Source organism: Ideonella sp. (genome assembly GCF_041287625.1).
GTDB lineage: Bacteria > Pseudomonadota > Gammaproteobacteria > Burkholderiales > Burkholderiaceae_C > Ideonella.
In genome coordinates this window covers 161813-178177 of sequence record NZ_JBGGNH010000016.1, presented here as the reverse complement: position 1 = coordinate 178177, position 16365 = coordinate 161813, and the positions used below count along the sequence as shown (strand labels likewise).

Here is a 16365-nt window from a genome sequence, read left to right as displayed (position 1 = left end):
CGCGTCCGGCCTCGCGCGTCTTGGCTGGCTCAGTTTTCGGTCGACATCAACACGCCGCGGATAGCGCGGCGTCGCCATAGGGCGCAGGTGCGCGCCTCAGGGTAGCTGTTCGAACAGGACGTCCTGCGCGCCTTTCCACAGCACCTGGTGACCCAGCGCGCGAAGTTGGTCCCGACCTTCCACGATGCTCAGGAAGTGGTTGCCCGCCAGCGGGCCCATGCGGCTGGCGAAGCTGCAGGGGCCGTAGGCGAGGATGATTTCCGTCTCGCTGTAGCCACCGGGGTAGAACAGGATGTCGCCCACCGAAGGGTGGCTGGTGTGGTTCTCGAAACCGACCGGCTCGCCCTGAGTTGCCAGGCGGAAGTCGCCCAGCGGCACCCAGCAGGCCTCGCCGCTCCAGCGCACATGGATCAGTTGTTGCCGGTAGGGCAGCAACTGCAGAAAGGCCGCCACGGTGCGGGGCGCATCGGGGTGGGTTTCGGCGATGAAGGTCTGCTCGCCGGCGGTGATGCGGATGCGTGTCATGGGGTCTGCGGAATGCGGGGTTGGGCGGCGCTCAGGCGCCGGGCTGGCCTATCCACTTGGACACCTGCGGCGGCTGCCAGGCCTGCAATGCGTCCAGCAGGCGATCAGGGGCGTCATCGATCACCACCATGTCGCGGTGCTCCGGCTTGAGGAAGCCTTCGGCCACCGCATGGTCCAGCATGGCCCGCATGGGGGCGTAGAAGCCGCGCACGCTCAGGGCACCACAGGCCTTGGCCTGGTCGCCGAGCTGGGTCAGCGTGGCGGCCTCGAACAGCTCCTCCAGCGTGCCCAGCCCGCCGGGCAGGGCGATGAAGGCATCGGCGAGTTCGGCCATGCGGGCCTTGCGCGCCCGCATGTGCTCGACGACTTCATGTTCTGTCAGGGCCGGGTGCAAGTGGCCACGGGCGTGCAGCCGCCGGTTGATGATGCCCACGGCATCCCCTCCAGCGGCCAGCGTGGCGTCTGCCAGCACACCCATCAACCCCTTGTTGGTGCCGCCGTAGATCAGGCGGATGCCGCGCTGTGCCAGGGCTTGACCCAGCGCCCGCGCGGCGTCGGCATAGACAGGCGAGCTGCCGAAGTTCGACCCACAGAACACTGCGATGCTGCTCAGCGGAACCGAGCTCACTGGACGACCCTCTGCGCTCATGTCGGGTCCTGCAGCGGTGCGGCACTGGGCGACACGCCTTCGGGTGTCTGCAGCACCGCGCTGAGGTAGTGCTCGGTGTTGCGGGGCCGTGGCGCGGGCATGCACTGCACGCTCTTGACCGATCTGCCCCAGCCCGCGGCATCCGCCACCAGCTGCCCATCGCGCATCACAAAGCGACCACGCACCAGGGTGTGCAGCGGGTAGCCCTGCACCGCGCGGCCATGCCAGGGCGAGATCTTGCTGATCGACTGCAGGCGATTCTGGGACAACACGCCGGTGCGATCCATGTCGACCACCGCGATGTCGGCATGCGCGCCCGGCGTGATCACACCCTTGGTGCCAAACAGGCCCCAAGCCCGCGCCGGGTTCACCGCGCTCCAGCGCACGTAGTCCATCAGGCTGGCCCGGGCGCGGTTCACCTCGGTCAGCATCAAGGGCATCTGGGTCTCGACACCCGGGAAGCCGCAGTCGCAGGCCCAGATGTTGGCGCGCGTCTTTTCTTCCGGCGTGTGGGGCGCGTGGTCGGTGGCGATCATGTCCAGCGTGCCGTCCATCAGCGCGTCCCACAGCGGCTGGTTGTGACGCGCCTCGCGGATCGGCGGGTTCAGCCGCATGATGCCGCCCAGCTTGCGCATGTGGTCGGTGTTGAGCAGCAGGTACTGGGGGCAGGTCTCGGCGGTCACGTCCACGCCGCGCCGCTTGGCATCGCGCAGCAGGAACAGCGAGTCGGCGGCGCTGTGGTGGGCGATGTGCACCCGGGCGCCGGTCCATTCGGCCAGCGTCAGCACGCGGCCGATGGCTTCCACCTCGGCCACCGCCGGCCTGGCGGCCAGGTGGGCCAGCGCGTCCTGGCGGCCGGCGGCCTGCATGCGCTGCTCGCGGCGCAGCAGGATGGACGAATTTTCGGCATGTACCACCGTTCGGATGCCCAGCGGCGCGAGCTTCTCGAAGCCCTCCAGCAGCGCGCCATCGGTGGGCGCCGGCAGGTTGCCAAAGGTGTTGCCCACGAAGGCCTTGAAGCTGGTCACGCCAGCCTCCAGCAGCGCCTCCAGCCGCTCGATGGTGTCGTCGCCCAGCAGGCCGTGGATGCCGTAGTCCACATACGACGATTCCGCCGCCTTCTGCTTCAGGCGCAAGGCCTCCAGCGTGCCGGTCGGCGGGTTGGTGTTGGGCATCTCGAAGACGGTGGTCACGCCGCCGCAGGCGGCCGCTGCCGAGCCGGTCTTCCAGGTTTCCTTGTGCGGGTAGCCCGGGTCGCGGAAGTGCACATGGCTGTCGATGGCGCCGGGCAGCAGGAACAAGCCGTCGGCGCACAGCTCCTGCGCGGCTGGCGGCATCAGGTCGTCATGGCCGACCGCCACGATGTGTTCGCCGGCAATGGCCACCGAGGCCTCGATGATCTGGTCCGCCGACACCACGCGGGCGCCGCGGATGACAAGGTCTGCGCTTTTCATGGGGATGTTCTCTCAAGAAACCTCGGGGCCTGGCGCGAAGCGGCAGGTCTGGGGCCGTTCAAAGGGCCGCCCAGCCGCCGTCGACCGCGAGGTCCGCACCAGTGATCTGGCGCGACACGTCGCTGGCCAGGAACAAGCATGCGTTGGCCACGTCGTCGTCCAGCGTCACGCGGCGCAGCGCGTAATCGGCCGCATGGCGTTGCATCGCCTCTTCCAGCGTGATGCCCAGCTTCTCGGCCATGTTGGCGCAGACCTTCTCGCGAAAGCGGGGCCCATCCACCATGCCGGGTGCAACGCAGTTGACGTTGACGTTGTACGGGCCGGCTTCCAGCGCGAAGCTCTTGGTGATGCCGCGCAAGCCCCACTTGGAGGCCGAGTACGCCATGCGGCCGGCGCGTCCGCGCATGCCGAAGGTGCCACCCACGTTGACCACCTTGCCACCGGCCTGATCGAGCATGGCCGGCAGCACCGCGCGCATGGTGTTGAAGCAGCCCTTCATGTTGAGGTCCACGATCTCGTCGAACTCCTCCGGGGTGGTCTCCCAGCCAGTCTTGCCGATGGGACCGGAGCCACCGGCCACGTTGACGAGCACGTCGATGCGGCCGAACTCGGCCAGTGCGGCCTGAGCCAGGGCCTGGGTCTGCGCGCTGTCGGTCAGGTCGCAGGGCACGACAATGGCCGCCACACCGAGTGCACGAGCCTCGGCGGCGACAGGCTCGATCGCGGCTACGTCGCGGCCGGCCAGCACCAGCCGGGCACCTTCCTGTGCGAAGGCCAGCGTCACCGCGCGGCCCATGCCTTTGGCCGGACCGGTGATCACGGTGACTTTGTCTTTGAGTTTCAGGTCCATGGTGTTTCTCGTTCGGAAAAAAAGGGGGCACAGCCGCAGACGGCATGCGCGCGCAGGGCGCCCTGCAGCCGGGTGATGGCCGCGTCATCCGCGGGATGGCGCTGGCGGGCTGCGCGCGCCTCGGCCAGCAGGGCCGCCTCCAGCGCAGGCAGGCTGACGCTGCGGCAATGGGCTTCATGCACCACGGTGCGGCCGGCGACGAGCAGGTGCTGGATGTCGCGTTTGGTCGCGCGCGCCACCACCAGTGCCAGCAGGTCGGAAGGTTCCTCGGCGAGCCGGTCACGCGTGAGGTGGCGCAGGTCCAGCACCAGGATGTCGGCCGGCGCGCCGGGCTTCAGTTCGACATCGCCCGGTGTTTCGCCCGTGATACTCGCCCGCCCGTGCCCGCAGACGGCCTGGAACAGGTCGCCCAGGCTGAAGCGTTCGCAGCCATCCACGGTGCTCAGTTGGTGCCAGGCCAGCCGCATCTCTCGCAGCATGTCCTCGTCGTCGTCCAGGCTCATGCCGTCCAGCCCCAGGCCGAAGCGCAGGCCCGCGTCCAGGTAGCGGCGCCACGGCGGCATGCCCGAGCGCAGCCGCAGGTTCGACGAGACATTGGCACTGACCATCACGCCTCGCTCGGCCAGCAACGCGCAGTCAGCTGGGTCCAGCCACACCGCATGGGCCACGGTCAGGCGCGGCGACAGCAACCCGATGGCGTCCAGGTGTTTCAGCAGGCCCCCAGGGTGGTTCGCATCGGCCCATGCCCGTTGCTGCCGTGTCTCGAACAGGTGCATGTGCACGCGCCTTCCGCTGTCGGCGCTGGCCTGGGCGATGCTGGCCAAGGCCTGGTCGTCCACCCACTGCGGGCCGACCGGCCCGTACTGCACGCTGAAGCCCTCGTGGGAAAGTTCGGCAATCTCGTCAACCAGCGCCAGGTTCTCCTGCAGCGTGCGGCTGGGCTGGCGCTGGGCGATCAGCCGCGCGTGGTCCGCCGGTGGCAGGTGCGCCAGCAGCGGCGACAACGGGCCGTAGACGACGTTGTTGCGGCCCGCGAAAGGCACGGCGAAAGCGATGCGCAGGCCCACGTCGCGGGCGGCGCGGGCCACCCCCTGGGCCTCTTGCAGCAAGGCCTTGCCGTCTTGTGTGTTGTGGCAATGGTTGGCGGCGGCAATGCCACCCTCGGCCATGCGGGCGAAGGCCACCACCGCGCGCAGGTACGGGTCCACGTGTGGCTCCCGAGCGAGCTCCGGCAGCCAGGTTTCCAGCGCCTGGTCCTGGGCGCCGAAGGCCAGCGTGCGCAGGCCTCGGCCGTGATCGTGGGCATCGCAAGGCGCAGGCAGCGCGATGCGGTGGCGGGCCGCTGCCGGGGGCGCGGGCAGCGGCTCGATGCGCGCGATTCGACCTTCCGCCAGGTGCAGCCGAGAAGGCCCCAGCGGCGGCTGCACCCCTGGACGTGCGTAGACCTGCGCAACGTCGATCTGGGTCGGCTCACGCATCGGGTTCACAGCGCAGCCCAGCCTCCGTCTACCGGCAGGTCCACGCCGGTGATCTGGCGCGAGACATCGGAGGCGAGGAACAGACAGGCGTTGGCCACGTCCATGTCGGAGCTGATGCGGCGCAGCGCGTATTCCTGTGCGTGGCGCTCCTCGGCCTGGTCGGCGTTGATGCCGAACTGGCTCATCGCCTCCGGGATCCACTTGTTGCGGAAGCGCTCGTCATCAACCATGCCTGGGGCGACGAAGTTGACGTTGATGTTGTGCGGGCCGGCCTCCAGCGCGGCCGATTTGGTGACGCCACGCAGCCCCCACTTCGAGGCCGAGTAGGCCATGCGGCCGGCCCTGCCGCGCATGCCGTAGGTGCCGCCGACGTTGATGATCTTGCCGTAGCGGCGCGCGATCATGCGTGGCAGCACCGCCCGCATGGTGTTGAAGCAGCCCAGCAGATTGACCTGCATGGTGTGCTCGAATTCCTTGGGCGAAGTGTTCCAGGTGGCGTCGCCAATCGGCCCCGTGTCGCTGGCCACATTGATCAGCGCATCGATCTGGCCGAACTGCTGCACGGCCAGCTCGGCCATGCGGTCGGTCTCCTGCGGGTTGGTGACATCGCAGCGCACCGGCAAAGCCTGGCCGCCCAGCCCTTCTGTCTTCATTGCGATCGCTTCGATGGCCTCCAGGTCACGGCTGGCCAACACCAATCGGCAGCCTTCCCTGGCAAACGCCAGGGTGATCGCAGGCCCCAGGCCTTTGGCTGGCCCGGTGACGATGACGACTTTTCCTTGCAAACCCAAGTCCATGCAAATCTCCGTTTGTCTTGATGCAGTGCAGCTTTACCTGCAGCTGGCACTTCACTTGCACAGCACGCCGCGAAAGTGCGCGATGTCTCCGGTGATGAAGGTGCGAGCTCACGTTAGTGGATCGCCATGCACTTGTGAGGTGCCAAATTCGCGTGGGTGTGTTGACTTTCGTGCCTGAGGAGTAGTGATGGCTCTTAGAAACATGCGCGTGTGGCGCTATCTGGAAGAGGTGGCCCGCACCGGGTCGGTGAGGCAGGCGGCCGAGAAGCTGCACCTGACCCCCTCGGCCCTTTTGCGCCGAATTCAGGATGTCGAGTCCGACCTGGGAGCGGCGCTTTTCGAGCGCACTTCCTCCGGTGTGTTGCTGACGGCTGCGGGCGAGATCTTCATCGCCTGGATCAAGAACCAGAATGCCGACCTGCGTCGCGTTTACTCGCAGATCGAGGCGCTTGCAGGCCTGCGCCGCGGCGAGATCCGCATCGCCTGCAGCCAGGCCGTCGCGCGCGACCTGCTGCTGACCGAGATGAAAGCTTTCCGCGCCCAGCATCCGCTGGTGAAGATGACGGTGAACGTCTGCGACCATGCCAATGCCATGCGCCTGATGCTGGCCTACGAGGCCGACCTGATCCTCGTCTTCCGGCCCTCGCATGCCGCCGAACTTCAGCCGCTGATGTCCATCGGGCAGGGCATGGTGGCAGTGATGGCCAAGGACCACCCCTTGGCCAGCAAGCCCAAGCTGCGGGTGCGCGACTGCCTGATGTATGACCTGGCGCTGCCGGACCCCAGCTACTCCGGGCGTGAGCTGATCGATCAGGTGCTGGCGCGCGGCTCGATGCAGCCCAATCCGGTGATCGAGTCCAACTCCTTTGATCTGCTGGCCGACATGGTCAAGGGCAGCGAGATCATCAGTTTCCAGGTCGATGTGGGGGCCGGCCACTGGCGCAAGGACCCTGAACTCGCGGTGCGCGCCATCGACGAGGTCGACGGCGCCTACGGCCCGCTGGTGCTGGGCCAGCTCAAGGGCCGCACGCTGCCGCTGCCGGCCGCGCGCTTTGGCGAGCAGCTGGCGCGCCGGCTGGATGCGATGCGCTCGCTGCCCATGGATGAATGCGCGGCCAAGGCCGAGCGCACGGCGCACGTGCGCGACACTGAAGAGGAAGCTGAATAGCGGGTCGCGGTGGTGCCTGGCGGGCGAAGGGAGGTCGGGGTGTGGCCCAAAGCGCAGCCTCCAGGCGCGCAAATGGCGACACGGCTGGCGGCCCGGCTGCCTAGCATGGCCAGGTCTGTCACCTCCTTGCCTGTGCCGTGTCGCCGTATTGCCTGCATTGCCGCCCCGCCGGCGGCCTGAGCCGCCGAAGCTTTGTCTCACTCGCCGCGTCCTCCGCCGTGGCCACCGCCCAGCCCTGGCTGCTGCCCGTCGCGCAGGCGGCGCCGGTCGCGCCAGATGGGCTGAACGCGCCGCTGGCAGAAGGCGAATGGGGCGATACCGCCGTCACCCTGACACAGGGCACCAACCTGGCCATTGCGCTGTCGCCCGACGGGCAGACTCTGGCAATGGACCTGCAAGGCCTGCTGTGGACGCTGCCGGTGGCCGGTGGCCAGGCTCGCCGCCTGACCGGCTACCTGCACGACGTGGCCCGGCCGCACTGGTCGCCCGATGGCCGGCGCATTGCCTTCCAGTCCTATCGCGACGGCAGCTTCCAGCTGTGGACGATTACCCCGGACGGTGGTGACCTGCGCCAGCTCACGCATGGCGAGTTCGACTGTCGCGAGCCCTGCTGGTCGCCCGACGGCCGGGAGATCGCCTTCGCCAGCGACCGCAGCGGGCGCTATGCGCTGTACGCGCTCGACTGGGCCTCCGGTCGGGTCCGGCCGCTGGTCGACACCGAGGGCGAGGACGCGGAGCCGGCCTGGTCGCCTGATGGCCGGCGGGTGGCCTTTGCCAGCAGTGGCCGCATCCTGGTGGTCGATGCTGCGCCGGCCGAGGAGGCGCCCGCGCCGGTGCTGGTCAGCGCCGGCCCCGGCGCCAGCGCGCCGGCCTGGTCGCCCGAGGGGCGCTTGAGCTGGCGGGTGGTCGAGGGCACGCCGCGCGACATCCGGGCCAGCCGCTTGCTCGTCGACGGTCAGGCCGTGAGCGACGAGTTGGAAGATGTGTTCCCGCTGCCGGCCGTATGGCGCAGCGCCACCGAGCTGCTCTACACCAGCGAGGGTGAGATTCGCCTGCGCCGGCTGGCCCCGGCTGTGGCACCCGGCATCACCGGCCGGGTGCCCTTCAGCGCCGAGGTGCGCGTGACGGCGCAGCGCGCGCCGCTGCGCCGCCGCGACCTGGACAGCAGCGCCCCGCGCCAGGTCAAGGGCATTTCGTTTCCGGCCCTGTCGCCGCAGGCTGATCGCGTCGCCTTCAGCGCACTGGGCCAGCTCTGGCTGCTGACCGTGGGCCAGCCCCAGCCGCGCCAGCTCACCCACGACGCCAGCACCAAGCTCGGGCCGGCCTGGTCGCCCGATGGCCGCCACCTGGTCTATGCCTGCGACCGCAGCGGCATGCTGCAGCTCTGGCGCCAGGCGCTGGACAGCGGCGACGCCCGCCAGCTCACCCATGCGGACCGGCCGCTCAAGCAGATCGCCTGGTCGCCGGACGGCAAGACCCTGGTCTGCGCCTCTGAAGACGGCTGGCTCTGCCTGGTCGACCCCGACAGCGGCGCGCTGCGCCGCGTGGCCAAGCAAACCGTCTGGTCAGGTCGCCCGAGTTGGTCGCCCGATGGCCAGTCCCTGGCGCTCGCCGCCATCCGGCCCTACAGCGCGCGCTACCGGGAGGGGCTGAACGCCATCCTCACCGTGCACCTGGCCAGCGGCCGCATGCGCTACCAGTCTCCCCGGACAGGCGCCTCGCTCGATGTGCGCAACGTCAACGGCCCGCTGTGGACGCCCGATGGCCGCCACTTCATCTACACCTTGGGCGGCACCCTGTGGCGCTCGCCGATCTCGGCCGACGGCACGTTGCAGGGCGAGCCCGAGCCGCTGGGTGACGACACCGCCGATGCGCTCAGCCTGAGCGCCGATGGCAGCGCCTTGCTCTACCTCTCGAACGCCCGCCTGCGCCTGCGCACCCTGGCCGGCCCGATGGCAGGGCAAGTGCGCGAGCTGCCCTGGGGCCTGCAGTGGCGGCTGGCCCGGCCCGAGGGCATCACCGTGGTCCACGCCGGCCGGCTGTGGGACGGGGTGGCCGACACGCTGCGCGAGAACGTGGACATCGTGATCCACGGCCACCGCATTGCGGCCATCGAGCCGCATCGCGCGCGGCGGCCCGGCGTGCGCTGGGTGGACGCCAGTGAGCTCACCGTGATGCCGGGCCTGATCGACATGCACACCCACCGCGAGATGGGCAACCAGCTGGGCACGCGCGATCCGCGCATCTTCCTGGCCTACGGCATCACCACCACCCGCGGCCTGAGCGACAACGCCTACCTGATGCTGGAGAACAAGGAATCGGTGGACGCCGGCCTGCGCGTGGGGCCGCGCCATTTCGGTACCGGCGAGGCGCTGGAGGGTGCGCGGGTGTTCATGGACGGCATGCACCCGCTGCGCGATCAGGCTCAGCTGCTGCGCCAGTTCGAGCGGGCCCGCGCGCTCGACTACGACCTGCTCAAATGCTACGTGCGCCTGCCGCTTGACCTGCAGGCCCGCGCCACGCAAATGGCCCGCCAACTGGGCATTCCCATCACCTCGCACTACCTGTTCCCTGCGGTGGCCTTCGGCGCCCAGGGCCATGAGCACATGGGCGGCACCAGCCGCTTCGGCTACTCCCGCACCGGCAGCATGCTGGGCGTGGGCTACCAGGACGTGATCGCCATTGCCGGGGCCGCCCGCAGCTTTCGCACCCCCACGATTTTCGGCACCGAGGGTCTGCTCGGCGATGCGCCGGAGGAGGTGCTGGAAGACCCCCGGGTGCAACGCATGTTCCCGCCCGCCGAGCGCGCGCCGCTGGAGAAGGCCGCGCGTGGCGGACCCAGCCAGCCGGTGCGCATGGTGGCCCGCCAGGTGGCCACGGTGCTGGCTCAGCAGGCGGCCGGCGTGACCATCGTCTGCGGCAGTGACTACCCCATCGTCGCCCCCGGCATCAGCCTGCACCTGAACTTGCGCGCCATGGTCAAGCACGGCATGCGCCCGGTCCAGGCGCTGCGCACTGCCACCTGCAACGCTGGCCAGGTGCTGGGCCACGACCTGGGCACGCTGGCACGTGGCCAACTGGCCGATCTGGTCTGTGTCGAGGGCGACCCGCTGGAGGACATCCGCGCCGCAATGCGGGTGAGGCGGGTGATGGTGGGGGGTGTGGACCACACGCTGGAGGCCTTGATGGCGCCTTTCGAGGCGGTGCCTACAGCGGCCCCTGTTGCGGCCGAGCTGCCCCACGCGGCAGTCGAGCCGGTGGCGGATGAGGCCTGGTGGCACGACCCGCATTGGGTCGCCGAGATGCGCCTCCACTGCTGCTCGCCCATGGTCTGAAGGGGCAGGCCGAGATCCCGTGCGTCGGGCTTCGGTCCAGGCCCCATGCAGGACCGGGGTTCAGCGCGGGGCCACCAGGCCGGCCGCGGCGTCGGCGACAAGTGCAGCCGGGCTGCGCGCCTCGGCCGGTCCCAGCCCGGCGCCGCCGGGCAATTCCAGCACCAGTCGGTCACCGGCGGGAATGGTCTGGAGGCCCTTGGCGCGCAGCAGCGGGCCGGACTTCAGGCGCACCACGCCAGCGGCCCCGTCGCCGCCACCCGAACGGCCCTTGGCCGGGGTGGCCACCCGCTCGTACATGGCCAGCACTTCAAAGGCGGTGCCGTCGCGCGTGCCCACCTCCACCGTCTGGCCCAGGCCGCCACGGAACTGGCCGGCGCCGCCGCTGTCCTCGCGCAGCTCCTTCTTCCAGATCACGATGGGCGCGCCGTGTTCGCTGACCTCGACCGGCATCGCCCGCACGCCGCTGGGGAAGGCGGTGGCATCCAGGCCGTCCTGGCCGGGCCGGGCGCCGGCACCGCCGCTGTTGAAGAACACGGTGTCAAAGGTGGCGGCGGCCGAACCAGGCGCCCGGCCCCGCAGCTGCACGCTCCACAGGCAGGAGGAGCCTTCGGCCGGCACGCGCTGCGGCATCGCCTGGGCCAGGCAGCCCAGCACCACGTCCGGCAGCATCTGGCCGATGACGTGGCGCGCGGCCACCGGCGAGGGCCGCTGGGCGTTGAGGATGCTGCCCTCGGGTGCGCTCACCTCGAAGGGCAGCAGCGCGCCGTGGTTGTTCGGCACCTCGGGGGCGATCAGGCATTTGAGGCCGAACACTGTGTAGGCGCGGCAGTAGTTCAGCACCACGTTGATGCCTTGCGGCACCGCGCCGTCGGTGCCGTCGTAGTCCACCGTGACACGGTCTTCGGCAATCGTCAGCGTGGCGCGTAGCGTGATGGGGTGGTCGTAGCCGTCGATCGTCAGCGCGCTCTGCCAGCAGCCGCGCGGCAACGCGGCGATGCGCTCGCGCGTGGCGCTCAGCGATTGCTGCAGGATGTAGTCGCCCAGCGCGTCCAGGCTGGGCTGGCCGAACTCCTGCAGCATGGCCTTGAGGCGGCGCGCGCCTGTATCGTTGCTGGCGATGTAGGAAAGTACATCGCCTTCCACCTGCAGCGGCGTGCGCACGTTCTGCTTGAGGATGGCCATCAAGTCCAGGTTGAGCTGGCCGTGCGAGGCCAGCTTCATCAGCGGAATCTGCAGGCCTTCCTCGAAGATGGAGCGGCCGTCCGGCCCCTGGCCCAGGCCGCCGATGTCAAGCTGGTGGCAGCAGCAGCCCAGCAGGCCGACCACCCGGCCGTCCATCACCACCGGGCTGACCACGGTGATGTCGTGCAGGTGGCCGGCCGTCAGCCAGGGGTCGTTGGTGATGTAGTGGTCGCCTTCGGCCATGGTTTCGGCCGGAAAGCGGGCCAGGAAGTGCTTCACGCCTTCGGCCATGGAGTTGACATGGCCGGGGGTGCCCGTCACCGCCTCGGCGATCAGCCGGCCCTGGGTGTCGAACACCGCGGCCGAGAGGTCGCCGGCATCCCGCACCGTGGTCGAGAAAGCAGTGCGCATCAGCGCCTGTGCGGCTTCCTCGACGACCGAGATCAGGCGGGTCCACATGACCTGCAGGCGCAGGTCATGCAGGGTGTCATGCGGGGTGTCGTGCGGGGCGGCAGAGTTCATCGCAAGGGTTCCAGGGTCAGGCGGCGGCGCGCCGCGTCAGCACGATGTAGCCGTGCCCGTCGATGTGGGCGTCGAAGGCGGGCGAGACCACGGTGGTGGTCTCGTCTTCGACGATCAACGCGGGGCCGGCCAAGGTGTCGCCAGGCCGCAGCGCGCTGCGGTGGTACAGCGCGTGGCGGCAGACCTGGCCCAGGCCAGGGTCCAGCACCTCGCGCTGGCCCTCGGGCCTGGCGGCCTGGGTTTGCGTGGGTGTGGCCATGCGCTCGACCGGCGGCGCCACGGTGGCCGCGGCCACGCGCCAGGTCAGGATCTCGATCGGCAGCCGCACCGCCAGGCCGCCGTAGTGGGCGCGGTAGGCCTGCTCGAAGGCCTGGGCCAGCAGTGCCGCGTCCTCGGCGGTGAGTGGGCGCACCGGCACCTCGATGGCGATCTCGTAGCCCTGGCCGCGGTAGCGCGCGAAGGCGGTGCGGCGTTCGGTGCGCGCCTGCGTGGCATCGCCCTGGCGCACGATGGCATGGGCCTCGGCCGACATGGCCTGCAGCAAGGCGTTGACCGCCGTGGTGTCCAGCGCGTCGAGCTGCTGGTGCAGGCTGCGGGCGATCTCGTAGGCAATGGGCGCGCGCAGAAAGCCCACGGCCGAGCCCACGCCCGCGCTGCGCGGGATCACCACCTCATCGATGCCCAGCTTCTCGGCCACGCGCGCGGCATGCAGCGGCGCGCAGCCGCCGAAGGCCACCAGCGTGCGGCCCTCCAGCGTCAGGCCCAGCTCCACCGCATGCACGCGGGCGGCACTGGCCATGGCCTCGTCCACGATCTCGCTGATGCCCAGCGCGCGCAGGGCGGGCTCGGTCTGGCGCAGGCCGGGCAGCGCGAGCAAGGCGCGCTCGCAGGCGGCGGCGTCCAGCTGCATCTTGCCGCCGGCAAAGCTGTCAGCGGCGATGCGGCCCAGCGCCAGGTCGGCATCGGTCACGGTAGGCTCGCTGCCGCCGCGGCCATAGCAGGCCGGCCCGGGCTCGGAGGCCGCGCTGCGCGGGCCCACGGCCAGCCGGCCGGCGCCGTCGATGCGCGCGATCGAGCCGCCACCGGCGCCAATCTCCACCATCTCCACCACCGGGATGCGCAGCGGCAGCCCGCTGCCCTTGCGGAAGCGGTGCACCCGCGCCACCTCGAAGACCTGCGAGCTTTGCGGCAGGCCGTCGTCGATGTAGCAGATCTTGGCCGTGGTGCCGCCCACGTCCAGCGCCAGCATCTGGCCGATGCCGCGTTCGGCGGCCACGGCGGCAGCGAAGAGCGCGCCGCCTGCCGGGCCGGACTCGACCAGCCGCACCGGGAAGCGGGCGGCCGTTTCCACGGTGGTCAGGCCGCCGGAAGACAGCATCAGGAACAGCGGGCAGCCAAAGCCCAGGGCGCGCAGCTTGTCGTCCAGCCGGCCCAGGTAGCTGGCCACGATGGGTTGCACATAGGCATTCGCGGCGGTGGTCGAAAAACGCTCGTACTCGCGCATCTCCGGCGAGACCTCGCAGGAGAGCGACACCATCACGCCAGGCAGCGCCTCGCGCAGCAGCGCGGCGGCCCGCTGCTCGTGCGCCGGGTTCACATAGCTGTGCAAGAAGGCCACCGCAACGCTTTGCACCGCTTCGCGGCGGAAGACCTCGGCCGCCGCCAGCACGCCGGCCTCGTCCAGCGGCAGCAGCACGGCGCCATCGGCGGCCACGCGCTCGCGCACCGTCAGCCGCAGCGGGCGCGGGATCAGCGGCGGCGGCTTGTCCATCGCGATGTCGTACTGGTCGAAGCGGCTCTCGGTGCCCATCTCCAGCACGTCGCGAAAGCCCTCGGTGGTGAGCAGCGCGGTGCGGGCCCCGCGCCGCTCGATCAGCGCGTTGGTGGCCAGCGTCGTGCCGTGCACCACCAGGCCCACGTCGGAGGCGCCCAGGCCGGCCTCGGCCAGCAGCAGGGTGACGCCATCCAGCAGGGCCCGTTCCGGCGCGTCGTAGGTGGTCAGCAGCTTGGTGGAATGGCGGCGGGTCGACGTTTCCAGCACCACGTCGGTGAAGGTGCCACCAATGTCGGCGCCGATGCGGGCCTGGCCCGGGCGGTTGGCTGTGTTCACGTGAAACCTCGGCTCAGAGGAAGTCGCCGGGCGACTTTTCCAGCCGCGCGTAAAAGCGCTTGAGATGGCTGCCCACGTGCACCGGCTCGAACCGGACCTGCCCGCCATCCTGCGCCACCAGCGCGGGCAGCGGCGCGACCACGGTGTGCTGGTCAGGGTTCAGGAAGAAGGGGATGGAGAAGCGCTCCACGCCGGCCTTGTTGCGCACCCGGTGGTAGTTGGAGAGGAAGCGGCCGTTGGACCACCACATCATCATGTCGCCGATGTTGATGGTGTAGGCCCCGGGCACCGGCGGCGCCGAGATCCAGCTGCCGTCCCGGCGCTTGACCTCCAGCCCGCCCACGCTGTCCTGCGCCAGGATGGTCAGCGGCCCTTCGTCGGTGTGCGAGACGGTGTTCGAGACCTCGACATCGGCGCCTTCGGGGATGGGGATGTAGTACAGCAGGCTGAGCTGGCAGATGGGGCGATCGAACCAGGCGTCGAAGCAGTCCTCGGGCTGGCCCAGACCGATGGCGAAAGCGTGCAGCAGGTCGCGCGAGAGGCCCAGCATGGCCGCGTAGTGCGCCTCGCAGGCGGCGCGGAAGTCCGGCATGTCCTCGGGCCAGCGGTTGGGCCTGTCGAACACCGGGTCGGGATCCGGGCGGTCGGAGAAATCGGCCTGGATGCGGTACTGCTCGAACAGGCGGCTGTTGCGGTCCAGCACACCTTCGCGCTTGGGCATGGGGATCCAGCCCCGGTACCACTGCAGCGTGGCGGCCGATTGGCGCCGCGCCTCGACCGGACGCTGGAAGAACGCCTTGGACTGGGCGAAGGTTTCGGCCAGCACCTGAGGCGGCACATCGTGGCCTTTGAGGTAGAAGAAGCCGATGCGCGCGCAGGCGTCGGCAATCTCGGCTGCCACGGCCTGCTTGCCGGCCTCGCCGCCATGGCGGAACGGGGAGAAATCGATGATGGGGATCTCGGCGAGGTCCACCGTCTTGGCGACGATGCGATCTTCGACACCTGCGGCGCTGCGGCTCATGGGAAGCGGGTCCTTTGGCTACGGAAGGGGCGGCAATGAGGCCTGTGGAGCGTCACGGTAGCGGCAGGCGGCGGGCGGCGGGGTGCCTTTTGCGTCACGGCCGCTTGCGCAAACGGCTACAAGCTTGGCGCCGTTCTGCGGGCAAGATGAAGCCCATGCCGCTGACTCCCTCTCTGCCTGTGAACGGCCCGTCGCCGCTGCGCCTGGGCCGGCGCAGCGCGCTGGCTGCGCTGGCCGCCGCGCCACTGCTGGGCCTGGGTGCCTTGTCTTACCGCGTGCTGGCCAGCGGCGCCCATGCTTCTTCCGCGAAAGGTCTCATGAGCTTCGATCACCAGCTGGGCTGGGTCAAAGGCATCCAGTTCGGCGGCTACCTGATGGCGCAGTCGCTGGGCTACCTGGCCGAGGAGGGGCTGGACGTGAACTTCATTGCCGGTGGCCCTGGCACCGACTACCGCACGCTGGTGTCGAGTGGCCGGGCGCTGGTCAGCGAGAGCAATGTGGCCGGCATGATTGACGGCGCGCTGCGTGGCCAGCCGCTGGTGGCTTTCGCAGCGGTGATGCAGCGCGACCCCGGCGCGATCATGAGTCCGGCAGACCGGCCGATCCGCTCGGTGCACGACATGGTGGGCAAGACCCTGGGCGTGCCCAGCAGCGTGCGGGCGCAGCTCTTGCCGCTGATACGCCACGCCGGCATCGACCCCGACAGCATTCGCCTGGTGCCGGTGGGCAGCGACCCTTCCCTGCTGGCTTCGGGCCAGGTGGACGGGTACTACAGCTGGTCGACCACGGCGGTGCCGGCGCTGCGCAAGATCGGCTTCGAGCCGCACTGGCTGTCGGTGTCGGAACTCGGCGTGCCCGGTTATGGTCAGGTGCTGATCGCCCGGCGCGACACCCTGGCCCGCCACCACGAGGCCCTGGTGCGCTACACCCGCGCGCTGATCCAGGGCTGGGCCTGGGTGGTGGACCACCCGGCCGAGGCCGCCGAGCGCATCGTGCGCGACTTCGCGCCGCCGGGCACCGACCCGGTCGAGCAGCAGGCGCAGGCCGAGATGATGCGCGACTACATCGTCGCTGGCGATGCCACCACCCACGGCCTGCTGTGGATAGACCCGGCGGTGTTCGAGCGGGCCGTGGCCATGGGCCGCGAGGCCGGCAGCGTGCCGGCCGATGCCCAGATCGACATCACGCGGCTGGTCACGCAGGACATCGTCGCCGCAGCCCATGCGCCGCGGTGACATTCCTGCATCCACCCGTCGCCCAAACAGCACCCCGCG

At 70.0% G+C, this 16365-nt stretch carries 12 protein-coding genes; 3 read left to right on the top strand and 9 right to left on the bottom strand.

Going from position 1 to position 16365, the window contains the following annotated elements; translation table 11 throughout:
• Positions 1 to 96 precede the first annotated feature (96 nt).
• Genes ACAH41_RS06510 through ACAH41_RS06485 form a run of 6 tightly spaced genes read right to left on the bottom strand, consistent with a single transcriptional unit; the run spans position 97 to position 5753 of the window.
• On the bottom strand, positions 97 to 525 hold the full coding sequence (locus ACAH41_RS06510; RefSeq protein WP_325648513.1) for a DUF3830 family protein: 429 nt from the start codon (positions 523 to 525) through the stop codon (positions 97 to 99).
• A gap of 31 nt (positions 526 to 556) precedes the next feature.
• Positions 557 to 1138 carry a TIGR00730 family Rossman fold protein gene (locus tag ACAH41_RS06505; protein WP_325648741.1) on the bottom strand — a complete coding sequence of 194 codons (582 nt, stop codon included), beginning with the start codon at positions 1136 to 1138 and terminating at the stop codon, positions 557 to 559.
• 32 nt (positions 1139 to 1170) lie between these two features.
• A complete protein-coding gene (gene allB, locus ACAH41_RS06500; protein WP_325648514.1) occupies positions 1171 to 2628 on the bottom strand; it encodes an allantoinase AllB in 1458 nt (485 codons plus the stop codon).
• Positions 2629 to 2686: 58 nt separating this feature from the next.
• The gene (locus ACAH41_RS06495) at positions 2687 to 3478 is read right to left on the bottom strand and encodes an SDR family NAD(P)-dependent oxidoreductase (RefSeq protein ID WP_325648516.1); all 792 of its coding nucleotides are present in this window, start codon (positions 3476 to 3478) and stop codon (positions 2687 to 2689) included.
• Positions 3469 to 4956, bottom strand: a complete 1488-nt coding sequence (locus tag ACAH41_RS06490; RefSeq protein ID WP_325648518.1) for an amidohydrolase family protein — start codon at positions 4954 to 4956, stop codon at positions 3469 to 3471. Before ACAH41_RS06490 ends, ACAH41_RS06495 begins: the two co-directional genes overlap by 10 nt.
• Positions 4957 to 4961: 5 nt before the next feature.
• Positions 4962 to 5753, bottom strand: coding sequence for an SDR family NAD(P)-dependent oxidoreductase (locus ACAH41_RS06485; RefSeq protein WP_325648520.1), 792 nt, complete (start codon positions 5751 to 5753; stop codon positions 4962 to 4964).
• 187 nt (positions 5754 to 5940) lie between these two features.
• On the opposite strand from ACAH41_RS06485, the gene ACAH41_RS06480 reads away from it, so the two are divergent.
• A complete protein-coding gene (locus ACAH41_RS06480) occupies positions 5941 to 6921 on the top strand; it encodes a LysR family transcriptional regulator (protein ID WP_325648522.1) in 981 nt (326 codons plus the stop codon).
• Positions 6922 to 7139: 218 nt separating this feature from the next.
• A complete protein-coding gene (locus tag ACAH41_RS06475) occupies positions 7140 to 10256 on the top strand; it encodes an amidohydrolase family protein (protein WP_325648524.1) in 3117 nt (1038 codons plus the stop codon).
• Between the two features lie 60 nt (positions 10257 to 10316).
• Here the strand turns inward: ACAH41_RS06475 and ACAH41_RS06470 are convergent, their stop codons facing one another.
• Genes ACAH41_RS06470 through ACAH41_RS06460 form a run of 3 tightly spaced genes read right to left on the bottom strand, consistent with a single transcriptional unit; the run spans position 10317 to position 15091 of the window.
• Positions 10317 to 11960 carry a hydantoinase B/oxoprolinase family protein gene (locus ACAH41_RS06470; protein WP_325648527.1) on the bottom strand — a complete coding sequence of 548 codons (1644 nt, stop codon included), beginning with the start codon at positions 11958 to 11960 and terminating at the stop codon, positions 10317 to 10319.
• A 16-nt stretch (positions 11961 to 11976) separates the two neighbouring features.
• A complete protein-coding gene (locus ACAH41_RS06465) occupies positions 11977 to 14070 on the bottom strand; it encodes a hydantoinase/oxoprolinase family protein (RefSeq protein ID WP_325648529.1) in 2094 nt (697 codons plus the stop codon).
• Positions 14071 to 14083: 13 nt separating this feature from the next.
• Positions 14084 to 15091 (bottom strand): 2OG-Fe(II) oxygenase family protein, encoded by a 1008-nt coding sequence (locus ACAH41_RS06460; RefSeq protein WP_325648531.1) that lies wholly within the window; start codon positions 15089 to 15091, stop codon positions 14084 to 14086.
• Between the two features lie 155 nt (positions 15092 to 15246).
• Here ACAH41_RS06460 and ACAH41_RS06455 point away from each other — a divergent pair, with 155 nt between their 5' ends.
• Entirely contained in the window at positions 15247 to 16326 is a 1080-nt protein-coding gene (locus ACAH41_RS06455) for an ABC transporter substrate-binding protein (RefSeq protein ID WP_325648533.1), read from the top strand.
• The last annotated feature ends 39 nt before the right edge of the window (positions 16327 to 16365 follow it).